The following is a 26229-nucleotide window of genomic DNA, read 5'->3' as shown; positions in this document are numbered from 1 at the left end:
CACTCCCGGGGCGGCGTCCTCTTTTTCGAGCGAGGGCAGGGGGCTTTGACCCCCGTTAGCCAGGGACGAAATTTCCCCTTGTTCTTCAACGAGGGTCGTTTCGTGTGTTAGCCAGGCTAACTTGTTGGAGTGATTTGTACGGGGCACTCCCACCCCTTCCGCCAGACCCCTGTCCGCAGCTGTCCGCCAGCGGCCTCCAAGTCTCTCTCACAACACGCCAATCTCCAACCAGCTGTGCGCAGCCGGCCGCTGGCGTTTGCCCCAGTTCGCGATTACTATGTGGGTAATCACGTGAGTAGCGCGCATGGCAGGAAAGCTCACCGCCATCAGCGTCGCCAAGCTGAAGACCCCTGGCATGTACGGGGACGGCGGCGGCCTCTGGCTCCAAGTCACCGGCAAGGGAGCCAAAAGTTGGCTCTTCAGGTTCACGCTCCGGGGTAGAGCGCGGGCGATGGGGTTGGGCTCGGCCTCGACCTTCTCGCTTGCCGAGGCGCGCGAGAAGGCGCTTGCCTGCCGCAAGCTTTGCGCCGAGGGCCTCGATCCGATCGAGGTTCGCAAAGTTCAGCGGCAGGATGCCGCAGTCGCGTCGGCTCGGACGATGACCTTCTGCCAGTGCGCCGAGGCATACATCGCGGCTCACAAGGTAGGGTGGCGGAACGCCAAGCACGCTGCCCAGTGGGCGGCTACTTTGGAGACCTACGCATATCCTGTGTTCGGTGAACTGCCCGTGGCAGCAGTCGATACCGGCCTCGTGATGAGGGCGGTCGAACCGATCTGGGCCAAGAAGCCTGAGACGGCGAACCGCGTACGCGGTCGGATTGAGGCCATTCTCGACTGGGCTACGACCAGAGGCTTCCGGCGCGGCGAGAACCCGGCGAGATGGAAGGGACACCTCGCCAATCTGCTGCCGAAGAGGTCCCGTGTGCGAAAAGTGGAGCACCACGCCGCGCTACCCTTCGCTGAAGTTCCGGCCTTTCTGGAGTCATTGAAGGAGCAGTCCGGTGCCGCGGCAAACGCTCTGGCCTTCACCATTCTCACGGCTGCCAGGACCGGAGAGACACTCGGGGCCACGTGGTCGGAGTTCGACCTGGAGGCCGGCATCTGGACCGTGCCGGCCGCTCGCATGAAGGCAGGGACAGAGCACCGCGTCCCACTCTCGGAACCTGCGCTGGCGATCCTATGGCGCATGGCGGGTATCCACTTGGGAGACTTCGTGTTCCCCGGCGGGAAGCGGGGGCGGCCGCTCTCCAACATGTCGATGCTGATGATGCTTCGCCGAATGGGCCGAGGCGAGTTGACCGTGCACGGCTTTCGCAGTTCATTCCGCGATTGGAGCGCGGAGGTCACGCACTACCCGTCAGAAGTAGTGGAGGCCGCACTCGCTCATACAGTCGAGTCAAAGGTGGAGCGGGCTTACCGCCGTGGCGACCTGTTTCAAAAGCGGCGAGAGCTGATGCAAGCATGGGCCTGCCATTGTGTTTCGGGTAGCGCAGGAGGCTTGCCTTGAAAGACTCCGACTTATACGCGCATCGTACAGATCTTAACGATGCTGCGATGGTTAAGGCTGAGAAGCAAATTCAGGATCGCATCAACACTTTGATTTTGAAAATTGAGCGCGATACCGGAATGGATCATATGGATCCTAATGACAGCAAGTATCTTAGATACGCCGTGCAGCAAATCAAAGAAGGAAATAGATCTCTTTCAGCAGTTGTCGAAACGCTAAAGCTAGAAGAGCATAGATGCTATAGGATACTAATGCGCGGCATCGCAGATCTGACACAAGGGTTGGTCATTGGCGCCGCTAGGATTTCTGCCACAAAGAGCAGTGAGAATTTTTTCGGAAAATTACAAAGAAGGAAATTAACTGAGTCGGGACGCAAAGCCCGGGATAGTAAACGCTCCAAGCGAGATCAAATAGTAGATGAAAATTTACCTACATTGCTTGCCAGGGGGTATGGCGGCGGCAGAGTGAAGGCAAGCTTGGAAAAATTATTCAGTAAAGGTGGCATCGATCCTGGCTTGGCTACACCTAGCATTTCGCTGGTTCAGAGCTGGATTAAAAACCAACGTGAGTACGGCGATTGGCGGCCTAAGTCCGGGCGTCGGCTTAAGCGTTAAGCCCTATTTCGTCTCCAACTCTGACAGTGCTGGATGTAGCGCTGGGTAGCTGACCGCTCCACTATACGCAGGTGTTCGCCCGAGTAAGGGCGGTCAGAAACCCGGTGCCACTATGAATTCTCAACCAGTTCAGGTGCCGCAGGGAGACCTGCGAGCGTCAACACCTAAGCTCGCTTTCACAGTAGACCAAGCATGTTACGCCCTCGGTCTCGGCCGGACGACCGTCTATGAATTGCTAGCTACGGGCAGAATCAAGGGAATCAAGATCGGAAACCGGCGACTGATCTTGGCAGACGGCCTGCGCACCTTCCTCGCAAACATCGAGGAAGATCCCTGAGCCATGCTGAACATGAATTGGGCCCGATCTGGTAGTTCCGATCGCGATAAGGTCCTGGGAAATGCTTTCGTCAACCCGACCAGCACTCCAGAAGTAGCAACAGAAGCTGGAGCTGCGCAGATGATCAATCTCTACTCCCTCGCGCGCGCTCTCGGCGGCGAGGTGCGCAACGGTCAGGTGCTGGCACCCGGCCCGGGCCACTCCGCTGCCGACCGCTCCTTGTCGGTGCGCATTAGTGAGGACGGCCAGGATATCGTCGTCCACTCGTTCGCGGGCGACGACTGGATATCCTGCAGAGACTACGTGAGCGAGCGCGCCGGACTGCCCCGCTGGAAGCCGTCGTCGCGCGGCAGCACCGCACTGAACACGCGCCGGGCCAGCCGTGTTCGCCGCCGTTCTCCCCGCCCCGATCCGTCCCCGAAGGAGGCGACCGAAATGGAGCGCGCTGCCCGCATCGACTCCGCTATCTTACCACATGCTCTCGACCTGGATACCAACACCACCACCGGTGATCCCGTCTCCGAAATCGTCATGCCGGTGCCGGACGGGGCGCCGGTGCCCAATTTTCTGCACCCGTCCTATGGTCCGTCCTCGGGGAACTGGGCCTACCGCGACGCAGAAGGCCGGCTTCTCGGCTACGTGCTGCGCTTTGATCCGCCGGGCCAGCGCAAGCAGTTCTTTCCCCTCACCCTCTGGCGCGAGAACACCGCGCTCCGCTGGCGCTGGAAGTCCTGGCCCAAGCCCCGGCCGCTCTACGGCTTGGATCTGCTAGCGGCCAAGCCGAACTCCAGCGTGGTCGCGGTCGAGGGCGAGAAAGCCGCCGACGCCGCCCGCATGGTATTCGAGCACTCGGTCGTGATCACCTCCAGCGGCGGCGCCATGGGCGCGCGCGCAGCCGACTGGCGCCCGCTGGCGGGCCGGTCGGTGCTGATCTGGCCGGACTGCGACGAGCCGGGCGACCGCTACGCCAGCGAGGTCATGGCGGAGCTGGACGCGATTGGCGCCGGCACCATTACGCTGGTGGGTGCTCGAGCGCTTGCCACTCGTGATCCTGCCGGTGGCACGCGCGAAATCCCCGAAGGCTGGGATGCGGCAGATGGCCTGGATGAGGGCTGGGAGCCGCAACGCTTGCGAGAGGCGGTCCTCTCCTACGTCGGGCAGGTCGAACCGCCTCCGGCCTACATCTCGTTCGACAACTTCCACATGAACTCGGACGGGCTGACGGTCGAGATCCCGAAAGGCCGGGGTGAGAATCGTACCACCGAGGAGATCTGGTGCTCAGGGCCCTTTGAGGTGATCGGGCGTGCCCGGGACCCACAGGGACACGGCTGGGCGCGCTGGTTGCGCTGGCGGGATCCGGACGGGCGCTGCCACGAGTACGCCGTCTCCGACGCGGCGCTCCACGCCGAGCCGGGTGCGCTCGCAGCCGAGCTCGCCATCCGCGGTCTGACCGTGGCCCGCAACGGGCGACAGCATCTCGCCGACTATCTCAACCGCGTCACGGTCGACGCCCGCGTAACGACGGTGTCGTGTACGGGCTGGCACACGGTTGCAGATCAGAACGTGTTCGTGTTGCCCGAACAGGTCATTGGGCAGCCGGCGCGCGAGACAGTGGTGCTGGTCGGCGGCGCCGCCGCGCCGTACTCCTCGCGGGGCACGCTCGACGACTGGCGCCAAGGCGTCGGTCGGCTCTCGGCCGGGCACGTCCGCCTCGTCCTCGCCATCTCGACGGCGCTTGCGGGACCTCTCGTACACCTCGTCGGCAGCGAGGGCGGTGGCGTCAATCTCTACGGCCAGTCCAGCAAGGGCAAGACCACGGCGCTTCGGGCGGCCGCGAGCGTGTGGGGCCGTGGCTCCGCCGACCCCGGTTTCATTCGCTCGTGGCGCGCCACTGCCAACGCCCAGGAGTCGACCGCCGCGATCGTGACCGACACCTGCCTGTGCCTCGACGAGATCGGGGTTGCCGAGGGCAGGGATGCAGCCGCGGCGGTATACCAGCTGGCGTCGGGTGTCGGAAAGGGCCGCTCGGCGCGGGATGGCTCGATCCGCAGCCCGATGACGTGGCGGGTGCTGACGCTCTCGACGGGCGAGATTCCGATGGCCGCCAAGATCAGCGAGGACCGCCAGCGCCGGGCCTATGCAGGTCAGGCGGTGCGTCTCCTCGATATCCCGGCCGATGCCGGGCAGGGCTTCGGGGTCTTCGACCACGCGGGTGAGGAAGGAGATCCGGCCCGCCTCGCTGACACGATCAAAGAGGCCGCATTGAGAGCCTACGGCACCGCAGGTCCCGCCTTCGTGCGGGCACTCTTTGGGGAAGGCCACGAGAAGATCGCGCGCGCCGTCAGGGGCGTCGTCGACCAATTCGTGGCTGACCAGTTGCCGCCCGACGCGGACGGTCAGGTTAGACGCGGCGCGTCGCGCCTCGGCCTCATCGCCGCAGCCGGCGAGTTGGCGTCCATGTTCGGCATCGTGCCTTGGGAGAAGGGCGAGGCCGCCGCTGCTGCCGCGAAGGCTCTCGCCGATTGGATCGCCACTCGTGGCGGGTCCGAGCCCGCGGAAGTGCGTGAGGCGATCGCGCAGGTGCGGCGCTTCTTCGAGGCGCACGGCGAGAGCCGGTTCGAGCCGATGGACGACAAGGAGGCCAAGCCCGTGCCGAATCGCGCCGGCTGGCGCCGTGAGACTAGCGACGGCAAGCGGGTGTGGCTCGTGCTACCAGAGGCGTGGAAGGCGGACGTGTGTGCCGGTCTTGACCCCGTCGCCACCGCGAGGCTCTTAGCTGATCGCGGCATGCTCAAACGCGATCCGCAGGGAAAGCTGCAGCGCTCCGAACGCACGCCTTACAAGGCGAGCCAGCGGGTCTACGTCATCACCGCCGATATGTTTGAGGGAGGCGACGATGGGCGCTGACCTCCTCGATATGCTCAGCGAGATCCGAGCTTCCCTCTCAAGCGCAAAAACACGTGTGGCAAGTGTGGCAGGCGCCGCCACCCTGGCCAGCAACACCGCGCCACACCTTCCACCACACGGCCGGTTAGAGCGAAAAATCCTTATATATCAACACGCCACACCAGCCACTCCTCGCCACACTCGAACTGCTGAAGGTGGAGAGAGATGCCACACCTCGCCGAGTGTGGCGAAGCGAGTGGCGGGGGTGTTGCGAGGCGAAGGGACCCCTCCTGCAACCGACGGAATGGAACTCTGGAGGGCGGGTTTTGGCCTTCTCAGCCGTGAAGAGGCGCCTTGTCCCGGCTACAAGCGCGGCGATGGTCAGGCAGGAGCGGCGATCCTGCCATCAGATCATAGCTACGACCCGGGTGATTGGCCGCGAGCCTATGACCGAGCGGCCGACTTCCTGGAGCGGTTCGGCGAGGAGGCTGAAGCTCTGGGCTGGACCGCATCCCTTCTGTTTGGCGTTCACCCGACGCGTGGGGTCATTCGCGTCGACTATTGTGGTGCGCTCGTGCTGACGGTTGGGGGGCCTGCCGTCTCGCTCACGGGGACTGAAATCCGCTTCGGGCATCTGGCCTATCGAAAGAAGCCGGGGCAGCCGACCGGCATTCCCGTCTGGGAATTCTGTCGCGATCCGCGTTCGGGGTACAACAGCGGTTATAGCGATCAAGTTCGGCCTATATTAGAAGCGGGGCCGCTAAGAGCATAGGAGCGCATCTCGCCCAGCAGGATGCAGCTAATCGGTACGCAATTGGCTTGACTGCTGACCCTCGTTACCTCTGTTGACGACACATGAAGGACCGCAGTGCGCCACTTCCAGACCTTCAACCTGTGCCGCCGGAATGGCTGCTCGACACCTGACAGCCGCCATTCGAAGTTGGCGGTTGACCGTCTGGCACTCCCGCCGATTCGCATAAAGCGGGCGTACGGAACCAGGGACATGGGAGGTCTCTGCCCTTTTGGTGACGGTGCTGCGCACGTCCAGGGCTTCGAATCTCCAGAATTCCTTCGGTGACGCAATAGTATAGTTATACCGTCGCGCTTATGAACTGATCTGTTCGAGGTAGGAGTAGGCGCAGAAGGTCTTGATGCGGCCGGTCTCTGCCGCGAGAGCGTTCCAGGCCCGGCAGCACGCCTCGACGACGGCCTCATAGTCGGCCAGGAGCGGATGAGAGAGGTAGCACTCGCGCAGGTACAGCCAGACGCGCTCGACCGGGTTCAGCTCCGGGCTGTAGGGCGGCAGGGGCACCAGGGTGAGGTTGGGCGGGACCGTCACCGAGCGGAGATCGTGCCAGCCCGTGCCGTCCAGCACCAGGACAGCGTGGGTGTCGGGCAGAATGGTGGCGGCGAAGTCAGCCAGGAAGCGGTTCGTGGCTTGCGTGCAGACGCGCGGCAGCACGAGGGCGAAGTCCTCGCCTGTGGCGGGCCGCACGGCCGCGAGGATGTAGGCCGAGGCGAAGCGCTTGTCGCACAGCCCGGGCGGGCGCTGGCCGCGCAGCCACCAGCGATGACCGGTCGGCACTGTCAGAATATTCGTGTATGGGCGAGCGGTTGAACATCCTTCAGGCCATGGCCCGTGTGAAGCGCTCGCCGAAGAGGATGGCGAACTGCGCCTTGGCCATCGCCCACTCCCGCGGCGCCATCCTCCACTCCTTGGCGGAGCGGTTCAAGACCAGGAACAGCAGCTTCAGCGCGGCCTCGTCGGAGGGAAAATGGCCTCGGGCCCGCACCGCCCGGCGTAGCTTGGCATTCAGGGCCTCAATGGCATTCGTCGTGTAGACGATCCGGCGCCCCTCGGCCGGGAAGGCATAGAACGGGATGACCTCGCTCCACGCCCGGCGCCAGCTCTGGCCGATGGCGCCGTACTTGCGGCCCCACGCGCCCTCTTCGAACGCCGTCAGCGCCTTCTCCGCCGCGGTGGCGTCGGTGGCCTGGTAGATCGCCTTCAGCGCCGCGGCAATGAACTTGCGGTCCTTGTAAGAGGTGAAGTCCAGGCTGTGGCGCAAGAGGTGAACGATGCAGGTCTGAACCGTCGCCTGCGCAAACACCGAGGTAATCGCCTCGGGAAATCCCTTCAGACCATCGACGACCGCCAGCAGAATGTCCTCCACTCCGCGGTTGCGCAGCTCGGTCATCACGCGAAGCCAGAACTTGGCGCCCTCGTTGGTCTCGATCCACAGACCGAGGATCTCTTTGGTCCCGTCAGCCCGCACCCCCAGCGCGATGTGGACCGCCTTGTTGCGCACGAAGCCCTCGTCCCGGATCTTCACCCGCAGGGCGTCGAAGAACACGACCGGGTAGACCGGCTCGAGCGGCCGGGCCTGCCAGGCGGCGACCTCCTCCAGGACGGCGTCGGTCACGGCGCTGATCAAGTCGGGCGAGACCTCGATGCCATAGAGGTCGCGCACGTGCCCGACGATCTCACGGGTGCTCATGCCGCGGGCGTACAGCGAGATCACCTTCTCGTCGAAGCCGGGAAAGCGGCGCTGATACTTGGCGATGAGCTGGGGATCGAAGGTCGCGTGGCGGTCGCGCGGGACCGCCAGCTCGAAGCGGCCCGTGTCGGTGGTGACGGTCTTGCTACCGTAGCCGTTGCGGCTGTTGCCGGTCCCGTCCTGGCCCGCCAGATGGTGATTCATCTCGGCATTCAGGGCGCGTTCCGCCAAGGCCTTCTTCAGACCGTCGAGCAACCCGCCGGGGTCGAAGGCGGTCTTCGGATCAGCGCCCGCGAGCAGCTGATCGAGCACGGCATCGGGGATGCTGGGGTCTTTGCGGCGGGCCATCGCGGATCTCCTGCGGTCCCATCATGCCTGCCCGAACACGGAAATCCTGACAGTCCCTGACCGGTCCGGCCTCATCTCACCGACACGGGCCTCGTCCATGAACCAGAGCGCGATCGCCTTGTCCGGATGGGCCTCGCCCGCTGCCGCTACGGCGGTGCGAAGCCCCCTTTGGCGAACGCTCGAGCGGCCCGGGCGTCCCGCTTCGGGTGAACGGGCCTGGGCTTTCTGCTTCGACAGGCCGAGCCGGCGCACGACGCGTGGCATGGATTGCGGGCCCATGGTCTTGCCGAACCGCTCCTCGATGAAGCGGCACAGGTCCGGCAGCGTCCAGCTCGACGGCTCTCCTCGCTCCGGGTCCGGCCCGACCAGGATCCGGTGCATCAGCACCGCCTGCTCACCCTCGCTGAGGATCTCCCGCCTGTGGCCGTGCGGACGATCCACTAGCCCGGCAAGCCCCTCGGCATTGAACCGGATCACCGCGTCGCGCAGGGCTTGGCGCTCCATCCCGGCCGCCCGGGCCGCCTCGGCGCGGCTCATGCCCTCCAGCGCGTTGGCCATGGCCAAGAGGCGGTGCTTCGTGCGTCGGCGTGGCTCGCGCCGGGCCAAGCGACGCAACTCGGCGGCGCTGGCGAGGTCGGCGCGGATCGTCAGGCCCGGTCGTGCCATCGCAGCCTCCAGATGCACAGGCAGCAGGCCAGCACAGACGTGCCTCACGACCAACTCACGTTCGAGTCAACGCCAAAGCGCGGCGGTATGACGGTTTGGGGGGCGCGGCGCGGAGGGCTGGTAGCTTGTCGGGATCGACCCGGAGGGACACGGAGCGTGCGACCCCCGGCTGGCGCGTGATGAAGCCCTGACGCTCCAAGGTGAGGATCATCTGGTGGACGGAGGGCGGTGTCACGCGGAAGTGGCGCTGCAGATCGCTCTCGGCCGGTGGTCGTCCCATCACGACCGTATAGGCATGGATGAAGGCGAGGTACTGCCCCTGCTTGTCCGAGAACCCGGGGTGGGCGGATGCGGTCGTCTGATTCATCCCTGCTGCCGTCCAGGATCGGGGGCAGGGATGAATGTAAAGTACCGGGTCGACCTCAGCCAGGAGGAGCGCCAGCACTTGACGGCGCTGACGCGCGCCGGCCGCCTCGCGGCGCGACGGCTCAAGCGCGCGCAGATCCTGCTGGGCGCCGAGGCCGGGATCGGCGACGAGACCTTGGCTGCCAGCCTCGGCGTCAGCGGGTCGACGATCTTCCGCACCAAGCGCCGCTTCGTTGAGGAGGGGGTCGAGGCGGCCCTGGCCGAGCAGCCCCGCGCGGGCGCGGCGCGCAAGCTCTCGGGCCAGGAGGAAGCGTTGCTGGTGGCGACCGCCTGCTCCACACCGCCCGAGGGCCGCGCCCGCTGGACGCTGAGCCTGCTGGCCGACGCGGTGGTGGCGGCCACCGAGCACGCGGCGGTGTCGCGCGAGACCGTGCGCCGCCGCCTGGCCGAGAACGCCCTCAAGCCGTGGCGGCGCGAGATGTGGTGCATCCCGCAGGTCGACGGGACCTTCGTGGCGCGCATGGAGGACGTGCTGGATCTCTACGCCGAGGCACCCAACCCGCGCCGTCCGGTGGTCTGCTTCGACGAGAGCCCAATCCAGTTGATCGGCGAGGCGCGCCAGCCCGTTCCTGCCGCCCCGGGCCGGCCGGAGCGCTACGATTACGAGTACCGGCGCAACGGCACCGCCAACCTGTTCGTCTTCGTTGATGCTCACCGGGGATGCTCACCGGGCGTGGCGCAAGGTGAAGGTCACGGATCGGTGCACGGCCGTCGATTTTGCCCACTGCATGCGGGACCTCGTCGACACCCACTATCCGAACGCCGAGCGGATCAGGGTCGTGCTGGACAACCTGTCCAGCCATCCCCCGGGAGCCCTCTACGACAGCTTCCCGGCCGAGGAGGCCCACCGGATCCTGAGCCGCATCGAACTCCATCACACGCCCAAGCACGCGAGTTGGCTCAACATGGTGGAGATCGAAATCGGGGTGCTGCGCGGCCAATGCCTCGACCGCCGCATCCCCGATCAGGAGACCCTCGCAAGGCTGGTCGCGGCCTGGGAGCAACGCCGCAACGCCGAGGCCGCCCGCATCACATGGATGTTCACCACTCAGCGCGCCAGAGCCAAGCTCGCCACTGCCTAACCCTAACCCGGCCAAAGAGTCATAATCCCTATGCAGTGCCACTAGGACAACCCGCGACCCGCGAGCGCGTTGCAACCATGCAACACCATCGAGGCACTCTCGGGCAGTGATCCGCTTGATCCTCGCCGACCACCAGATCCCAATCTGCAGGAAGCGCGGGAAGGCAGTAGGAAAGAAAGGACTGAGCGCCGTGTATGGACCCGGCCGGCGACTACCTCGCTGATCTCTGCACAGTCGTCAGGAACACTACACCCGGTCTTGTCGCGCTCAACCAGGGCGAGGTGCCCCCGAGCCGCGACACGTTCGTGGGCTGCCACTGCGACCTGACGCGCTTAGCACGTCTGCGAGCGCTGCTTGATCACCTCATTGACCAGCTCGCAGGCTAACGACCCACACGACCAGACATCAGCTGTTCGCTTTCGGGTCCAGAATGTTTAGCGCCGCATCTGGATCTTCGCGGTTTGGCGACCGAAGTGCGTATTCCGACGAAGCCGGCCGGGGGTTCCAAGTTGAAGCCGGCCGTCATTCCGAGGCGAAGCCGGCCACCGTTCCGATCTGAAGCCGACCGGCGACGGGGCGCTCCCGCGGGTCTGGGGTGAAGATCACGAGGTCGGATCGGCGGGTCAAGCGGCGGGCTCGGTCGCCTTGCGTTTGCGCAGGCTCTCGCCGGCGAGTTCGATGCGGTGGGCATTGTGCAGCAGCCGGTCGAGGACGGCATCGGCGAGCGTGGGGATGCCGATGATCTCGTACCAGCGATCCACCGGCACCTGGCTGGTGATCAGGGTCGAGCCGGCATCGTAGCGGTCCTCGACGATCTCGAGGAGGTCGCGAGCCTGTTCGGGCAGGAGCGGCTCGGGCCCCAATCGTCGAGGATCAGCAGGTTCACCTTGGCGATCTGGCGCAGCAACCGGCCGTAGCGGCCATCGCCGCGGGCGAGGGCCAGCGCGGTGAACAGGCGCGGGACCCGGTAGTACACGACCGAGAGGTCGTCCCGGCAGGCCTTGTGCCCCAGCGCGCAGGCCAGCCAGCTCTTGCCCACGCCACATGGGCCGGTGATCACGAGGTTGCGCCGGGTCCGGATCCAGTCGCTGGTGGCGAGCTTGAGGAACAGCGCCCGGTCCAGGCCGCGATGGCTGCGGTAGTCGACGTCCTCGATGCTGGCGGGATGGCGCAGCCGCGCGGCGCGAGCGCGGGTCTCGAAGCGCTTCTGTCGCCGAGCCGTGGCCTCGTGGTCGAGGAGCAGTCCGAGCCACTCGGCATGGCCGAGGGCGCGGGCTTCCGGGTTAGCGTCGAGCGCCTTGAAGCCCGAGGCCATGCCTCTCAGGCCGAGCTCGTGCAGGAGATCGAGGGTGGGATGGCTAAGCATCGTCGTCTCCGTCAGTGGAAGTAGCGCGGGCCGCGCAGGTTGGGGTGGAGCATCACCGGGACGGCCTCGGCAGGCGGGGCTGCGCGATCGAGGCCCTTGGCCAGGATTGCGGCGATGCTGGTGTAGGTGAGCGCCCCGACGGCCACGGCCCGGGCCGAGGCGGCCTCCGCCCGGCTCGGATCGAGCCCGCGATAGAGGCGCAGGAGACCCAAGCAGGTACGGAAGCCCTGCTCGGGATGAGGCCGGTCGTGGAGGATGGCGATCACCAGCCCCTCCGTCTCCGGCCCAATGCTCCGCGCCCAGCGCCGGAAGCGCTCGGGACTCCACTCGGCGTAGCGGCGATGGGCGCTGGGCATGTGGTCGGGATTGGTGCCGTGCCGCCGGCCGGTGTAGCGGCGTTCGTGGGCGGCGACGCGCTGACCGCGATGGAACACCTCGACGGTGCGCGCCGTAAGGCGCACGTCGACCTGCTCGCGGATCAGGGCGTGGGGCACCGAGTACAGGAAGCCGCCCGCCTCGACGTGGTAGTCGAGGTTGACCCGGGCCAGCCGCCATTCGGCGAAGCTGTAGTCCTCCGCCGGCAGGGGCCGGAGCGCCGCGCGCTCGATCGCCTCGAACAGGGCGCGGCGCGTGGTGCCGAGCCGGCGCATCAGGTGGGCGTTGATGCGCTCCACCATCGCGGCGATGGCGGCATTGCCACTCGGCCAGCGAGAAGAACGTCTGCTGGCGCAGCCGTCCCAGGATGTAGCTCTGGGCGAAGCGAACCCCGGCCTCGACCTTGGCCTTGTCGCGCGCGGCTTACGAGGCCGCGCCGGCAGGACGCCGACGCCGTAATGCTCGGCCATCATCCCGTAGGAGCGGTTGAGTTCGGGATCGTAGAACGAGGCCTTGTGCACCCCGCTCTTGAGGTTGTCGGGCACGACGAGGCGGGGGGCACCGCCGAGGAAGCGGAACAGGCGGACATGCGCGCGCCGATCCAGTCGGGCAGCGTCTGGGTCCAGGTCGCCTCGGCGTAGGTCAGGCTCGACGCGCCGAGCACCGCCACGAAGATCTCGGCCTCGCGTACGATGCCGGTGGTGGAGTCGACGATCCCGACCTTCTTGCCGGAGTAGTCGACGAAGACCTTGTCACCGGCGGCATGATGCTGGCGCATCACCGGGGGGAGCCGGCGCTCGAACTCGCGATAGAGATCGCAGAACCGGGAGTAGCCGTAGCCCTCCGGATGGGCCTCCCGGTACTCTTCCCAGAGCACCGTGAGGTTGACCCCGGGCGGCGCATCTCCCTGACCAGCGAGGGCCAGTTCGGCTCGGGCAGTCGCCGCATGCCCTGCTTCACCCCAGCCCCGGGCGAACAGGCGCTGTTCCAGCACCGCGTCGCTGACCCCGGGGCCAAGGCGGCCAGGTTAGGCCGGCGGCGGTTGCCCGGGCGAGGTTGTCCTGCACGGTCGAGCGGGCCACGCCCAGCGTTCGTCCGATCTCGCGCGAACTCACCCCATCGTGGGCGAGCCGCAGCATCTGTTTGATTTGTCGCATGGTCAGCTGTCTCCTGGCCGGCATCCCGCTCTCCTCGTGCTCGAGGACTGGGATGCCGCGGTTGCTGACCCGCGGGGATGCGCCGTGGCCGATGCCGGCTACCGAGTGGCCGGCTTCATCTCGGAACGCTGGCCGACATCAAATCGGAACGCTGGCCGGCTTCGCCTCGGAACCGGTGGCCGACTTCAATCGGAATCCGCAACCGAAGTTCTGCTCTCGGGAAAAGAGCGCGTCAAGATGCAGCCGGCACCATGCCGGCGACAAGCCTGGCGCAGCCGGGATGTCTCAGGCAGAGGGAAACCAGTTCCCGTGAAAGCCTGGCGGGATCCGGTGCCCAAGCCGAACTTTAGCTACGGGCGGTCCCTCGAACGAACGTGCGTCGAGGATGGCAAAGTCCGTCGTGCACTTCTCCGTGTCGATCACCAGCCCCATCAGCCACCCTTCGTCCTCGCCGGCATCAGCATGTGCAGGCACGAACACGAATTCCCCCGGGACATGATGATCGCCAAACTCGTGAATACGACGCATGCCCGTCTCAAGGTCGTGCTTGTAGAGCGTCGTCGCACCAGCGAGTTGCGGGTTGCCGTCGGACGGGACCGAGACCGTGTAGGCATACCGATGGCGCTGCCCGAAGCGGCGCTCGTCGATGCGGGGAAACTCCTGCGGTGCGTCGTCCACCACGCGCCGCTCGACCCGCTTCGTCGTGGGATTCACCGTCCAGCGCTCAAGCCGACCGAGCCTGTCGAGCTCACCGCCAGCCGAGGCGAACATCGTCGGGTAGGCGATCACGTCGAGGACCACTCGGCCATCCTCGTCATCGAACGCATTGGCAACGTGGAAGACGAAGCACGGCTCGACGGAGCACCACGTGATGTTCGTGGCACCTCGATCCCGCGAGAGTAGGCCCACGCGAGCGCGGTGAGCGGGGTTCCAGCGAAACGGAAAGCGATGTCCGGCGAGCACGTCCCGCATCGAGAAGGTGACGGGCAGGTCAAGTACGATCACGAAACGTGCCGTCAGCGCGCAGTCGTGGATGCACGGACCATGTTCGACCGCGATCGGTACGTCGCGGATCACGCTGCCAGTCGCCGAGACGACAACGTGACGGATGGTGTCCCAGACATGCCCATCATAGGCGATCGCGTGGATCTCGCCGGTGATGGGATCGCGGTGCGGGTGCCCGGTGAAGGAGCCCGCAAGCGTGCCGTCGAACGGGTTGTAGCGTTGCTCTTCCAGGGTTTCGGAGAGTTCGACGGGGAAGCTGCCGGCCTCCACCACGGCAAAGGCGCGGCCGCCGATCTCGACGATGTTGGTGTTGACGGTGTCGTTGCGGCCCCGTCGTGGTCCAGGGGCAGCGGACCGTCCGAGTGCCGCAGCTGCCGTGCGCGAACCGATCCAGCGGTTGCGGTACCACAGGGCTCTACCATCCTTCATGGCGAGACCATGCACCATGCCGTCGCCGAGGAACCAGTTGTGGCCAGGCGAGATGGGGTGGACTGGATTAGCACCCATCTTGAGGTATCGACCGTTGAGCTGTGCTGGGATCTGCCCGGTCACCGTGAGATCGTGCAGCGTCAGCTCCTCGCGCATCGGTTCGTGGATGCCGACCACGAAGGAGTTCTGGTTCTTCGGCAGGCGCCTCCGGTTGTAGGCCGCGACCAGATCGACACCGCTCTCGATGGCGGTGCGCACGGCCGTCTTGACGGGGTTCGGCATAGGTCGCAGTCCATGATGCGTGTGGCGCGCGAGGCTGCCATCAGCTGAGGGCGCCCCCTTTCCGACTATGCAGAGCTGGTACGCGAGAGCGTCCTCCGGCTAGCTGACAAGGACGACGGCTTAACGCACGCGGAACGGATGGTCGATCTGGCCGACGATGTAGTGTGCAACGTCGGCTCGTGAGATCAGCCCGTTTCGCCACTCCGATGGCTCGATGAGGACCTGATAGCGACCCGTCGCGGCGCCGCTCGTCAGCACGCCCGGCCTCACCAGCGTCCAAGTGAGACTGCTCCTGCGGATGCGCATCTCCTGCGCATCCTTGTCCTGGGTTCGAATCCCAGCACGCTCGCCAACACTTAGCTCAATCCACCGTTCCCGCGGGAACGGTTTTGGGACGGTGGGTGCGCGCGAACTCCTGGGAGACTGCGGTAGCTTGCCGCCTCATCAACTCGCCATGAGAGGAAGCTTGCCACTTGGCGGTCTCTTTGCGCCCGCCGATACGGGCGCCATGACGGGCGAAACGGACGAAGCCTACGGCTGTGAGATGGATCGGTAAGCTGCGTCAGCTAAGCTCTTGTGTGCGCGCGTCGTGGGGTGAACATCGTCCCAGAACAGGTACCCGTCGCATGCGGCCCGCCGCTCACAAGGGGTCGCAATATCAATGAACCCGAACGAGCGCGGATCTGTCCGAACCTGTTCCGCCATTCCCCTCACGTCTAACCGGTGCACCCTGAGCCCTACCGGCCGCGCGAGCATCTGTTCCAGCAGATGGTTGAACCGCTCCGTGAGCTCGGCCCCGCCCTGAGCCGCTGAGCTGCTGCGGGCTCGAACAGCCGGAGTCATGCTCACGTCGGGAAGGTTGGGGATCAGGACGTCGGTGGCTCCGCTCTCAGCCAGAGCTTCCAAGATGTCCCGCATCGCCGACAGGGCTACCTCGACCGCCTCATTCGCTTCCGGGCTGCCGATTGCGGCCAGCACGTCGTTGGCACCTCCGTAGACGATGAAAAGGGTGGCCGGCTGGGCACCGCCATTGCGAAGGTAAGCCTCGACCTGCGCCCGCAGGTTACTCGCGCCTGAGCGCGGATCCAGGCGAGCCCCCCCTATGGCAAAGTTCAGTCCGGACATCTTGCTTGGACGAAGGGGAACTCCGAGCCGCTCCGCGAGATACTCGACCCACACTGGCCCGTCCGAGAAACGTCCGGCGTTGCCTCCATCCGACAAGCTGTCTCCAAACACGACCAATCGTTCATAGGCGGGTGATGCCATCGATATCGAGCCGATAAACAAGTAGAGCGGCAGCACAACTGCCCGGCGGAATGCGATTACAAGTCGGAACATATTAGCATCTCACGCCTAGCATGCTCCATCCGCCAAGACATGAATGAGCCCCCGCGGCCCTGTGCTCAGCTGACGCAGCCGAAGCCGGCGACGAAGCGCTGCAAGCGAGCAGGCTGCGACTCACAGTCTGGCTCGTATTCTGCGGCTGGCGATCCCCCATCGCATCGGAACTCCGTTCGGCGAAACGCAGCGGCACGCGTCCAGGCTGAAGTTCCGGATCAACGCTCAGCGACGCCGCGGGTTCTGACTGCGCGAAGCCCAGACTTCAGGCTGATCGGCCCTGCCGAACGGTATGGTTGAGCAAACAAAACACCGGAGCAGTCCAGCTGATGCAGGTGAATCGCCAGGATACATCGCCTTCGGGCCGTCGCCCTGAGCCGGCGGTGTGGGCGCTCTCGCGCAACGCTGCACAGCGGCCACGAGTCAACCGCTTTCAAGCGGAGTACCGCGCGTCGCGGGTGACGGCCGAGACTGGCCTCGCGACCGGTCCGTCCCCGTCGACAGGGCGCCCTTGGTCTGAGCGAACATCCAGCAGGCCGGAGGGTTGAACCTGGCACCGCGGAAATGAACTCCGCCCGGGGAGGCACTCGCGTGGAGATCTTCGAGACCTTGCTGGGCCTGCTCGCGGCCTGTGTCGCGCTCGCCCTGGTCGCCCGTCGCTTGCAAGTTCCTCTCGCGGTCGCCCTCGTCATCGGCGGCATGGCGCTGGCCCTTATCCCAGGACTTCCCACCGTCACCCTCGATCCCCAACTCGCACTCGTCCTCTTCCTGCCCCCGCTGCTTCAGGCGAGCGCTTACCGGACCGACTGGCCGGCCTTTCGCTTCAACCTTCGCCCCATCCTGTTCCTCGCGCTCGGCGCCGTCCTGTTCACCGCCGCAGCCGTCGCTGTCACCGCGAAGTTCCTGGTGCCGGATCTGCCCTGGGCGGCAGCCGTCGCGCTGGGGGCCATCGTGGCCCCGCCGGATGCGGTCGCGGCCGCCTCGGTGCTGAAGGACTTTCGTATTCCGAAGCGGCTCGTAGTGATCTTGGAAGGCGAGAGCTTGCTCAACGACGCCTCGTCCCTCGTGCTCTACCGCTTCGCGGTTGCCGCGACGCTGGCCGGTGAGGTGTCGCTCGGCCAAGCTTCCCTTTCGTTCCTGTTCTCGGCCGCGGGCGGCACGCTGATCGGCTACGTCCTTGGCCGCGTCGCCATGTGGGTCTTCACCCATCTCGAAGATACCCTGCTCGACATCCTCGTCTCGTTCCTGGCGAGCTTTGCGGCCTACCTCGCGGCGGAACAGGTCCATGCCTCGGGCGTGCTCGCGGCGGTGACCTGCGGCCTCGTACTCGGGCAACAACAGCATGCGGCGTTCACTGCCCGCACCCGGTTGGACATGGGTGCGGTATGGGGCTTCGTTGAATTCGTTCTGACCGCCCTGATCTTCGTCCTCATCGGCCTTCAGCTGCGTGGCATCCTGGAGCGTCTTGAGCAGTACGATCCCTGGCGCTTGGCGGGCTTGGGCCTGGCGGTCTCGGCTGCCCTCATTGTCAGTCGGTTCGTCTGGGTGTTCCCAGCACTGTGGTTGCCCCGCGCGGTATCCCGCAGCCTCCGCGAGCGCGATCCGATGCCCCCCTGGAGCCACGCGACGGTGCTCTCCTGGGCCGGCATGCGCGGTGTCGTGAGCCTCGCCGCAGCTTTGGCGCTCCCGGCCAGTTTTCCGGGGCGCGACATCATCCTGTTCCTCGCCTTCTGCGCCATCCTTGCCACCCTGGTCATCCAGGGCACGACGCTCGGCCCTCTCATCCGCCGCTTAGGCCTGAGCGAGGCCGATGATGAGGCGGCCAACCCAGCGGTGACGCCACAGGCCATTGATGCGCGCAGCCAAGCCACAGTCGCGGCGATGACGGCTGTCAGCGAGAAGCTGGACGACTTAAATCCGGAACAAGCTGCGGCTGCGGAGGAACTGCTTCGCGAACTGCGTCAGCGTGCCAAGCGCGTTTCTGCGGCGAGTCAGGCAGCGGAGACGGGAGCGGAGCGCCTCTCCGCGCAGCTCGGCCTCCGGCTGACCGCGATTGAGGCGGCTCGGACGAAGCTCCTGGCCGATCACAGGGAAGACCTTGAGCACGAGGAGATGGCAGCGCTCATGGCCGAGCTCGACCTGGAGGAGCAGCAGATCAGGGTTGCGATGGGAGAGCGGTAGCGGCTGCTCATCTCGGGGAAGCTTGAGCGCTGCGGAAGTGAATTGGCGACACCGCGTCTTGTTACGCGCCAACCGCATGAGCAGAACATCGAGCGGCATCGGCACGGTGGGACATATCCCAATGCTGTTCATTTAGACGCACGATGCGCGGCTACCCGTTACGGTCCCACGCCTCAGTCCCTACCCGCATTGACATGGCCGCCGCCATTCGGATCTCAAAGTGAACAGCATTGTGGTATACCCTAACGGGCGTTCGGGCCCCGCACGGAGGTGATGCCTTCGCCCGCATTCAGCGTAAGCTTTCGGCACGGCTGCAACCCCTTGGGGGCGGTGCATGGATATTGACGACTGGCTGCACCGATCGGGGCTCGGACGCTACGCTGGCGCCTTTCGCGCCAACGACATCGGTTTGGACGTCCTCCCCGACCTGACCGACGCCGACCTCAAGGAGCTCGGCGTTTCGCTCGGGGACCGGCGTCGCTTCCTCAAAGCAGCGTCACTCCTCCGCGAAGAGACTCGAAAGCCACACCGTCGGATGGGCCCTGATGAACCCGGCAAGGGCGCCTCACGACCTCCTCCCGGTGCGGAGCGCCGTCAGCTCACGGTAATGTTCGTTGACCTCGTCGGATCGACAGCCCTCTCCACCCGCCTTGATCCGGAAGACACGCGCGAGCTGATCGGCGCCTATCACGCGTGCGTCACGGCCGTTCTCGAACGCCTGGGCGGCTTCGTGGCCAAGTACCTCGGTGACGGCGTGCTCGCGTATTTCGGGTACCCACAGGCCTCCGAGAGCGACGCGGAACAAGCGGTCCGGGCCGCGCTGGAGATCGTCGAGGCCGTGCGCGCTCTCGACACGCTGGGCGGCATTGCTCTCCAGGTGCGGATCGGGATCGCCACCGGCTTGGTCGTGGTCGGCGACTTGATCGGCCGCGGAGCAGCGGAGGAGCGGGCGGTCGTCGGCGAAGCCCCCAACCTCGCCGCTCGCTTGCAAGCACTCGCTGAGCCCGACACGATCGTGGTTGCCGAGACGACCCACAGGCTCATCGGCAACTTGTTCGAGTGCCTCGACCTCGGAACGGTCGAGGCGAAGGGCTTCTCTGTCCCGGTACAGGCCTACCGGGTGCTCGGGCCAGGAGCGGTCGAGAGCCGCTTCGAGGCGCTTCGCACCGGTCCAGTCCCCCTGGTCGGCCGCGACCGCGAGTTGCATCATCTCCTCGAGACCTGGGCACAGGTCCAGTCCGGGGCGGGACGGGTCGCCCTGATCTCGGGGGACGCGGGGGTCGGCAAGTCTCGCCTCCTGGCCGCCGTCCAGGAGGAGGTGAGACCAGAGCCCCACCACTGTTTGCGCTTCTTCTGTGCGCCGCACCTGCGTGACAGCCCGTTGCTGCCGATAGTTGCCCATCTGGAGCGCGCGGCGGGCTTCGCGCGAGGTGATGCGCCGGAGGTCAGACGCGACAAGCTGGCGAGGCTGCTGGCACCTTTTTCGCTCCCGCCCGCCGACACCGCTCTGCTGGCGGAACTACTCTCATTATCAGTCCGCACGGGCCTCATCCCGGAACTCACCTCCAACCGCAAGCGGGAACGGACTTTCGCGGCGTTGCTGCGGTGGTTGGAGGGCCTTGCAGAGCAGCAGCCGGTGCTGATGATCTTCGAGGACGTGCACTGGATCGACCCGAGCTCTCGTGAGTTCCTGGACCTTGCGGTCACACGCACGGCGCGGCTGCGCCTGCTGCTGCTGGTCACCAGCCGTCCCGATTTTGCATCGCCCTGGTCCGGTCAGCCTGACGTCATGAGCCTGGGCCTCGCGCGGATCAGCGGACCAGACGCAGCGGACCTGGTGCGCGAGATCTCCGGCAGTGCGCTACCGCACGCCACAGTAGCCGAGATCGTCGAACGCACCGACGGCGTGCCGCTCTTCATCGAGGAACTCACGAAGGCGGTGCTCGAGGCGGGCACGAGCAACGTTCTCGCGGCCGCCTCTCCGGCAACGCCAGCGGTCCCGGCGACCTTGCACGCCTCGCTCCTGGCGCGGCTCGACCGACTCGATCCGGCCACCCGAGCAGCGGCCCAGGCCGGGGCCGTGATTGGACGTGAGTTCACTCGGGAGCTCATCGCCGCCTCGGCAGACCTCACCGAGGCGGAGCTCGAAGCCGCGATGGACCGACTCGCGCGAGCCGAACTGGTGTTCTGCCGCAGCGATGGGCAGGAGATCATCTACCTGTTCAAGCATGCCCTCGTGCGCGACGTCGCCTATGGAACGCTGTTGCGGGACCGGCGAAGGCAGCTCCACGCCGCCGTTGCTCGGGCCCTTCGGCAACGCTTCCCCGAGCTGGTCGAGAAGACGCCCGAGGTGCTGGCCCGCCATCTCACTGAGGCAGGGGAGGGGACCCAGGCGGTGCAATACTGGTTGGAGGCAGGCCGCCGCGCAGCCTCGCGCTCGGCTGATCGTGAGGCGGTCAGTCATCTCCGCCACGGCCTCGACGTCGTTGCTGGCCTGCTTGCGTCGCCTGAAAGGGACCGCATCGAACTTGACTTTCAGCTGGGGATCGGCACGCCGCTCATCGCCCTCACCGGCTGGAGCGGACCCGAAGTCTCGGTCGCGTATGAGCGCGCGAGTGCGCTTTGCGAGAGCCTGGGCGAGACGCAGCGCCTCGTCCCGGCCCTGTTCGGCTTGGCGAGCAACCGCGTCGTGCGAGGCGAGACGCACACGGCCCTCTGCGTGGCCGAGCGCTGCGCCGTGATCGCTAAGCGCCAGGGTAGCCCGGCCGACCAGCTCCTCGCGCACCGAGCCAGGGGGGCGGCGTTGATGCAGCCGGTGAACTGCAAGAGGCCCGCGAGCACTTCGAGGCCATCGCGAGGCTCTACGACCCGATCCGCGATCGAAATCTCGCCGCGCAGTGCGTTACGGACCCACGGGCCTCCGGGCTCTCGTTCCTGGCGCTGGTTCTCTGGAGACTCGGCTATCCCGACCAGGCCCGGCGGGCTGCTGAGCTGGGCTCCCGGCACGCGGAAGACCTGAAGCACGCGAACACCACGGGCCACCTGCTCTGCCACGCCGGCGGCGAACTCGCCCAGTTCCTGCGAGAGCCTCCGGCTGCGCGGCAGTACGGGGAGGCAGCACGGGCTTTGGCAGCCAAGCACGACATGCCGATGTGGCGGGGCTACGGCCTGATCTCCTGCGGGTGGGCGGCGGCCCAGGAGGGACAACCGGACGAGGGACTGGAGCTGGTCCGCCAGGGCTGCGCAGAGCTGGACGCGCTCGGGGCCGTCTTTCACCGGACCCGTCATCTGGCGGTGTTGGCCGAGATTCAGGGTTCCCTGGGCGATCCGGTCGGAGGATTGCAGGTCCTGAAAGCAGCCTACGACGAGGTGCAACGCACCGAGGTGCGCCTGTTCGAGGCGGACCTTCACCATGTCGAGGGAGAACTACGGTTTCGGGCCGGAGAGCCGAATGCCGAGGTGGAAAGGTGCTTTGCCCGTGGCCTCGAGATCGCTCGCCGGCAGGGGGCAAAGTCTGCAGAGCTGCGCCTCGCGATGGGTCTTCTTCGCGTTCAGCAGCGGGAAGGGTGCCAAGACGAGAGCCACGAACTTCTCGCCGAGCTGGTGAGCTGGTTCCGCGAGGGCCTGGACACGGTGGATCTGGGCGATGCCCGAATGCTGCTGGAGCGGCAAGGGCCGAGCCGCTAGGGGGACGGCACGGCCCCGAGAGCAGCACGTCCTCGCCGATTGAGCGGAAAGCGGTGTGCAACACTGCCGAACGCCGCTGTTCTGTCTATTTCCTTACCGTCGGTGCTGCCAGCAGGAACGAGCAATAGCGGTCGGAGTTTGGTTGCTGTTCACCCTCCCTGCACCCGAAACCGGGCGCTGGAGATCTCAGTATCCGGGAAAGAGCAATCTCGATGCCCAATTCGGCCCGCACTACCCCCGACAACCCGAACCTCCACGATCTCAGGACGGCCGTCGAAACCGTCGGCTACGACATCCGCTGCCTGCTCGACCGCGGCGATTTTCGCATGCCAGTCAACGAGGTCGAGAGCTTCATCAAGCGATGCTTCGAAGTGACTGCCCGCAAGCACGGGATCTCCGAGGAGACCCTGCGCACCGCCTACGCGGCGTTCAGACACTAGGTCCCGCGCACGAGGAATTCGCCATGCCACAGATGTTCGATTGAATATTTTACGCTATTATGATCCCCGTTCCGGCTCTCCTGTACTGGGATATGCGCAGAAATCGCTTGCTACTGTAGGGTAATTCATTGGCAACGCCGCCTCCTGGTCCGGTCAGGCCCGCTTTGTATCCCTGGCTCCAGACCGGACCAGCGCCAACGCTTCGGTAGCTCCGCTCCGTCCGGTTGGGCAGAACGCCTTTCCGGTCAGCCGATTGTATTGCTCGAAGAAGGCCTCGATCTCCTCAATCATTTTAGGTCGTAGATCCGACAGCGCTTCCACGTGTCCGTGCGTGTGAGCGTGACTAGCCACCCCAATCAAGCGGTCGTTGCGCTCTCGGCGCCCGTCCCGCTCGGTCTGCTCGGCCGTGATTGCCCCAATCACCCGTGCGGTGATGACACAGCCCGGGAAGGCAGGGGCATCCATGAGCACGAGCATGTCCAGCGGATCGCCATCACCTCCAATCGTCGATGGTATGTACCCATAGTCATACGGGAATGACATGCCTTCCGGCATCACTCCTTTCAGCAGAAAAACTTGGTGTTCTTCGTCGTAGGCGTACTTGTTCCGGCTGCCCTTAGGCGTCTCGATGATGACATACACCTCACCCGTGTCAGTAAAGGCTGGTAGCTGACCGAGGGCGCCTAGTGTGTTCATCGCATCCACCCCACGTGACAGGATCGTCCGTCATAGAGCCCTGAGCTACAGGTCGGACCGAGGGCAAGCTGGGATTAACTGACCTCGTCAACGCAGCACGCCGACTCCCGGGTCCTTGTTCCGGCGGGAGATTGTGCATCGCTTCCGCGAGCCCCTTCCGGACACGCTCGGGTGTCGGCTTCGAACTAACGGCCGCGAGTGCGATGGGTGATCCGGATGCTGGTCACGATGACTTACTCGCCCGCGCCGATCGAGAGCGCATCCTCTACCGTGTGATACCTATACCCCGCGCCTGCACCTTGAGGACGCAGAAGCCAGCCTCAAGCGAATTGAGGGCGACGCGCTCCACCTTACCCGCGAGGGCCTCGACGGGGTTGCTCCTGTCGACCTGCTTGGGCCGGACCATCTGGTTCATGCGTCTCCATGGCACCCATGACCGGCTTCCAATGCACAGCTAAGCGGGGCAAGTGCCGCAGATCCAGGGCAGTGCCGGTTTTTGTGCCGTGGACGCGAGTGTAGTTCCTTTGAGTTCGTCAGGTAGTTTACCGACCAGGTTTGCTCCGATCACAAGCCGAGCCTTCCGACGCAGCTATGCGGGCATATCGGGAAAGTTCTATAGGTGCTTTGGGTAGAGCTCGATCGATTTCTCGCATGATCAAGCGCTTGAGCCGAAGCTTTTGAGACCGCGTCATCTTCGCCTCCCAGCAGGCATCTCATGATCGGACCTGATAGTTAACAACTAATTAACTCGGGGAGATTCGTTAAAGATATCACTGGATGAGTTTTGCCTATTGCTAAGCTTTTGGCTCCGACGAGCATAGTGCCCGTAGTGGTGCGATCAGAGGCCCGGGTAAGGAACGACCGGATTGGCCCTTCGTGCTCCAGGACCGCCCAGCTCCAGTAGGCCGTGAAGATTAGGAGACTGGCGACCCAAACCAGCAACGTGGTGCGCAGGAGGGCCTCGGAAGGGAACGAGATCACCCTGATCCCTATCTCACAGCAGCCGGAACAGCAGAACTCGCTGCCTGTCTGCGTAGCTTCAGTCCACGCACTGCCCTCAGCGACACCAGGGTGAGCCGGAACGCGGCGCTGACGATCAGAACGGTGAGGACCACTAGGATCGTGGCGGTGATGCTGAGTACGCGCATCCTGTTTCCCTCCTTGGGCCTGAGTGACAGGCGTTGCGCAGCAACACGCAATGGCAAACGTGGCGAGAGTAAGGGTGCCCTCTTTGCCGCTGCGGCTGCTTCTGCTCAGCGGGGAGATGATGGCGAGAGCTTAAGCTCTCCGCGGTAGCAGGATCGAGGCGTGCGGCACACCCATGAGGTATATAAAGTGCAGGCCCGGGTGACGACGGAAGGGATCTTCGACGACTCGAAGGTCACCCGCCGGGGCGGAGGGGTGCAGGCGTGAGGTGGGTCTCATGGGTCAGACGAAACCGTTTGCGTGTAGCCGAAGTTGGTATCCCAGTCCGCTTCAGGGCGGAATCGGCTCCCACGGCGGAGATGAAATCCCCTTCATCGCCCGCCGCTGGCCGACTTCTTCAACAGCCTGTTAATGGGATGACCGGCGAGAGCGGCGCGCGTCTCACCGGTCCAGTAGCTCCACCCGCGGCGGCGGCGGCTCCGGGTCGAGACGTGCCCGCCGGACGACATCGATAACCGCGGCGGGGTCCTGGTCGGGTCGCGCCAGGGCGCGTCGGGATGCAGGGGCAGGATGAGCGTCGCGAGAATGCGGGCGCGCAGGTCGAGCGCCGACCTGCTCACCCTCGCGACCGAGAATACCGAGATGAGGCTTCAGCTCGCCGAAGCGCGAGAGCCATGCATCGAACTGGCGGTCGATGCCGGCGAGCTACATGCCAAAGTTCAGACCCTGGGAGCCAAGCTCGCCCAGGTCGAGGCAGATCGGGATGTGGGGCGCAGCGGAGCGGAGAGGCACGGCACAATCGCGGCGAAGAGCAGTACGGAGCACCGGGCCACTATCTCACGCCGTTTAACGTCTATCTGAGTCCATAGCTTGAACCCGCTATGCGGACCCTGGTTGGTTGGGCAGTGGTGAGATGGATTAGGTCGGGAAAGAGAACGCCCGGTGGGACGGCGATCCCCACCGGGCGTTCTGCTGTCGGTAGGATTTCGTTAACCATCCCAGACCACGCTCTCACCTGCCGCGCTGAACACCCAGCCGGCACGGCGACGGCCCGGTGTCTCCGGGATGAGACCTCCGGGCCGTTGCCCCTTATTCCGAGACCGCCCGCTCTCGTCGTCGCGGATCCGAGCGGGTGAAGGCAGCGCCGGTTGACCGCCCAAGACCTTGAGCGGGTCGGTTGCTGTAGCTGGCGGTCGGGCTCGCTCTGAGGCGGCGCACTGTTCACTCAGCGGGGTTCTTCGGCTGATCGGGCGGGGCTCTCCGCGTACGTCCGTCGAAGCCTTCCAGCCACTCCTCGCGCTCCTCAGAGCCGAGCGGGTAGGGGCACGCATCCCGCGGCTTGCCATGCTGGCGGGCCCGGACACCTTCTGGGGTGCGATCAGGCAGCAGGCCCGACGGCTCGTGATCGCTGGTCGGCATGCATGCGCTCCACACCTGGAGGCTACCTGGGCTTCATCGACCCTCGGCCTAAGCTGCTGCCCCATCCCGCCTCCGCCGCAAGAACGTGCGGGTAGCGCGCGGTCAGAGCGCAAGCTTCGGCCGACATCTGCAGCGCATTGATCCGCATCCCGCGGCCCACGCCTCGCATTGTCTCGGCTCTCAAGGTATCGCCGCAGCTCTCCAACTGCTGGGCAACGTCGGCGCATTCGGCAGCAACGGCGTCATGAACTGCCGCGGCCTCGACCAAGGCAGCGTGCAATTCGCGTACTTCCTCGTACATGTTCGCCCCCCAAGGCCGGGACCGAGCTTGGATGGCTAACGCT

General features: G+C 65.5%; 21 protein-coding genes and 3 pseudogenes. 11 read left to right on the top strand and 13 right to left on the bottom strand.

The genetic code is table 11. The annotated features are described in order from the left end of the window. Positions 1-304: 304 nt before the first annotated feature. The 5 genes from MET2598_RS0130175 to MET2598_RS41645 all read left to right on the top strand — a co-directional run bounded on the left by MET2598_RS0130175 (position 305) and on the right by MET2598_RS41645 (position 6116). A complete protein-coding gene (locus MET2598_RS0130175; RefSeq protein ID WP_018263399.1) occupies positions 305-1507 on the top strand; it encodes a tyrosine-type recombinase/integrase in 1203 nt (400 codons plus the stop codon). After that, positions 1504-2121 (top strand): hypothetical protein, encoded by a 618-nt coding sequence (locus MET2598_RS41650; protein WP_157182286.1) that lies wholly within the window; start codon positions 1504-1506, stop codon positions 2119-2121. Before MET2598_RS0130175 ends, MET2598_RS41650 begins: the two co-directional genes overlap by 4 nt. A 112-nt stretch (positions 2122-2233) precedes the next feature. Beyond that, the gene (locus MET2598_RS43925) at positions 2234-2458 is read left to right on the top strand and encodes a helix-turn-helix domain-containing protein (RefSeq protein WP_084673961.1); all 225 of its coding nucleotides are present in this window, start codon (positions 2234-2236) and stop codon (positions 2456-2458) included. A 120-nt stretch (positions 2459-2578) separates the two neighbouring features. Next, on the top strand, positions 2579-5365 hold the full coding sequence (locus MET2598_RS0130165) for a DUF927 domain-containing protein (RefSeq protein ID WP_018263398.1): 2787 nt from the start codon (positions 2579-2581) through the stop codon (positions 5363-5365). A gap of 283 nt (positions 5366-5648) precedes the next feature. After that, positions 5649-6116, top strand: a complete 468-nt coding sequence (locus tag MET2598_RS41645) for a hypothetical protein (protein WP_157182285.1) — start codon at positions 5649-5651, stop codon at positions 6114-6116. A 333-nt stretch (positions 6117-6449) separates the two neighbouring features. Here the strand turns inward: MET2598_RS41645 and MET2598_RS0130160 are convergent, their stop codons facing one another. Genes MET2598_RS0130160 through MET2598_RS0130145 form a run of 4 tightly spaced genes read right to left on the bottom strand, consistent with a single transcriptional unit; the run spans position 6450 to position 9223 of the window. Then, positions 6450-6929, bottom strand: a complete 480-nt coding sequence (locus MET2598_RS0130160) for a transposase (protein ID WP_018263397.1) — start codon at positions 6927-6929, stop codon at positions 6450-6452. Between the two features lie 40 nt (positions 6930-6969). Beyond that, entirely contained in the window at positions 6970-8190 is a 1221-nt protein-coding gene (locus MET2598_RS0130155; protein WP_018263396.1) for an IS256 family transposase, read from the bottom strand. 21 nt (positions 8191-8211) lie between these two features. Beyond that, positions 8212-8856, bottom strand: coding sequence for a helix-turn-helix domain-containing protein (locus tag MET2598_RS37635; protein WP_084673960.1), 645 nt, complete (start codon positions 8854-8856; stop codon positions 8212-8214). A gap of 55 nt (positions 8857-8911) precedes the next feature. Then, on the bottom strand, positions 8912-9223 hold the full coding sequence (locus MET2598_RS0130145) for a LexA family protein (protein WP_018263395.1): 312 nt from the start codon (positions 9221-9223) through the stop codon (positions 8912-8914). A gap of 30 nt (positions 9224-9253) precedes the next feature. Here MET2598_RS0130145 and MET2598_RS37630 point away from each other — a divergent pair. After that, positions 9254-10389 (top strand): annotated as a pseudogene (locus tag MET2598_RS37630) (IS630 family transposase). 598 nt (positions 10390-10987) lie between these two features. Here MET2598_RS37630 and istB read toward each other — a convergent pair. The 5 genes and pseudogenes from istB to MET2598_RS0130110 form a co-directional block, all read right to left on the bottom strand. Then, a pseudogene (istB, locus tag MET2598_RS37625) lies at positions 10988-11730 on the bottom strand (IS21-like element helper ATPase IstB). Positions 11731-11741: 11 nt separating this feature from the next. Next, positions 11742-13286 (bottom strand): annotated as a pseudogene (gene istA / locus MET2598_RS37620) (IS21 family transposase). Positions 13287-13547: 261 nt separating this feature from the next. Beyond that, positions 13548-14978 (bottom strand): 8'-apo-carotenoid 13,14-cleaving dioxygenase, encoded by a 1431-nt coding sequence (locus tag MET2598_RS0130120; protein WP_018263391.1) that lies wholly within the window; start codon positions 14976-14978, stop codon positions 13548-13550. A gap of 120 nt (positions 14979-15098) precedes the next feature. Continuing rightward, positions 15099-15314, bottom strand: a complete 216-nt coding sequence (locus MET2598_RS0130115; RefSeq protein WP_269083048.1) for an NAD(P)H-binding protein — start codon at positions 15312-15314, stop codon at positions 15099-15101. A gap of 195 nt (positions 15315-15509) precedes the next feature. Continuing rightward, positions 15510-16316 carry an SGNH/GDSL hydrolase family protein gene (locus MET2598_RS0130110; protein WP_051086541.1) on the bottom strand — a complete coding sequence of 269 codons (807 nt, stop codon included), beginning with the start codon at positions 16314-16316 and terminating at the stop codon, positions 15510-15512. A 591-nt stretch (positions 16317-16907) separates the two neighbouring features. On the opposite strand from MET2598_RS0130110, the gene MET2598_RS0130105 reads away from it, so the two are divergent. The 4 genes from MET2598_RS0130105 to MET2598_RS0130095 all read left to right on the top strand — a co-directional run bounded on the left by MET2598_RS0130105 (position 16908) and on the right by MET2598_RS0130095 (position 22624). Further along, positions 16908-18497 (top strand): Na+/H+ antiporter, encoded by a 1590-nt coding sequence (locus MET2598_RS0130105; protein WP_018263388.1) that lies wholly within the window; start codon positions 16908-16910, stop codon positions 18495-18497. Positions 18498-18831: 334 nt separating this feature from the next. Then, entirely contained in the window at positions 18832-21516 is a 2685-nt protein-coding gene (locus tag MET2598_RS37615) for an AAA family ATPase (protein WP_084673958.1), read from the top strand. 107 nt (positions 21517-21623) lie between these two features. Further along, on the top strand, positions 21624-22184 hold the full coding sequence (locus tag MET2598_RS40040; RefSeq protein ID WP_157182284.1) for a hypothetical protein: 561 nt from the start codon (positions 21624-21626) through the stop codon (positions 22182-22184). Positions 22185-22396: 212 nt separating this feature from the next. After that, entirely contained in the window at positions 22397-22624 is a 228-nt protein-coding gene (locus MET2598_RS0130095; protein WP_018263386.1) for a hypothetical protein, read from the top strand. A 153-nt stretch (positions 22625-22777) separates the two neighbouring features. On the opposite strand, the gene MET2598_RS0130090 is transcribed toward MET2598_RS0130095, so the two are convergent. Together MET2598_RS0130090 and MET2598_RS42530 are read right to left on the bottom strand one after the other, a co-directional pair. Then, positions 22778-23320: an inorganic diphosphatase gene (locus tag MET2598_RS0130090; protein ID WP_018263385.1), complete on the bottom strand. Its 543-nt coding sequence runs from the start codon at positions 23318-23320 to the stop codon at positions 22778-22780. A 265-nt stretch (positions 23321-23585) separates the two neighbouring features. Further along, positions 23586-23735, bottom strand: a complete 150-nt coding sequence (locus MET2598_RS42530) for a hypothetical protein (protein WP_018263384.1) — start codon at positions 23733-23735, stop codon at positions 23586-23588. A gap of 1301 nt (positions 23736-25036) precedes the next feature. On the opposite strand from MET2598_RS42530, the gene MET2598_RS40030 reads away from it, so the two are divergent. Continuing rightward, positions 25037-25327, top strand: coding sequence for a hypothetical protein (locus tag MET2598_RS40030; protein WP_018263383.1), 291 nt, complete (start codon positions 25037-25039; stop codon positions 25325-25327). Between the two features lie 360 nt (positions 25328-25687). Here MET2598_RS40030 and MET2598_RS40025 read toward each other — a convergent pair whose 3' ends face one another. Beyond that, positions 25688-25885: a ribosome modulation factor gene (locus tag MET2598_RS40025; RefSeq protein ID WP_084673957.1), complete on the bottom strand. Its 198-nt coding sequence runs from the start codon at positions 25883-25885 to the stop codon at positions 25688-25690. A 22-nt stretch (positions 25886-25907) separates the two neighbouring features. Continuing rightward, a complete protein-coding gene (locus MET2598_RS0130075; RefSeq protein ID WP_084673956.1) occupies positions 25908-26186 on the bottom strand; it encodes a hypothetical protein in 279 nt (92 codons plus the stop codon). Positions 26187-26229 lie beyond the last annotated feature (43 nt).

Origin of the sequence: Methylobacterium sp. WSM2598 (genome assembly GCF_000379105.1) — a bacterium.
Lineage (GTDB): Bacteria > Pseudomonadota > Alphaproteobacteria > Rhizobiales > Beijerinckiaceae > Methylobacterium.
The sequence above is the reverse complement of the archived record's forward strand: the minus strand, read 5'-3'. Positions and strand labels throughout refer to the sequence as shown.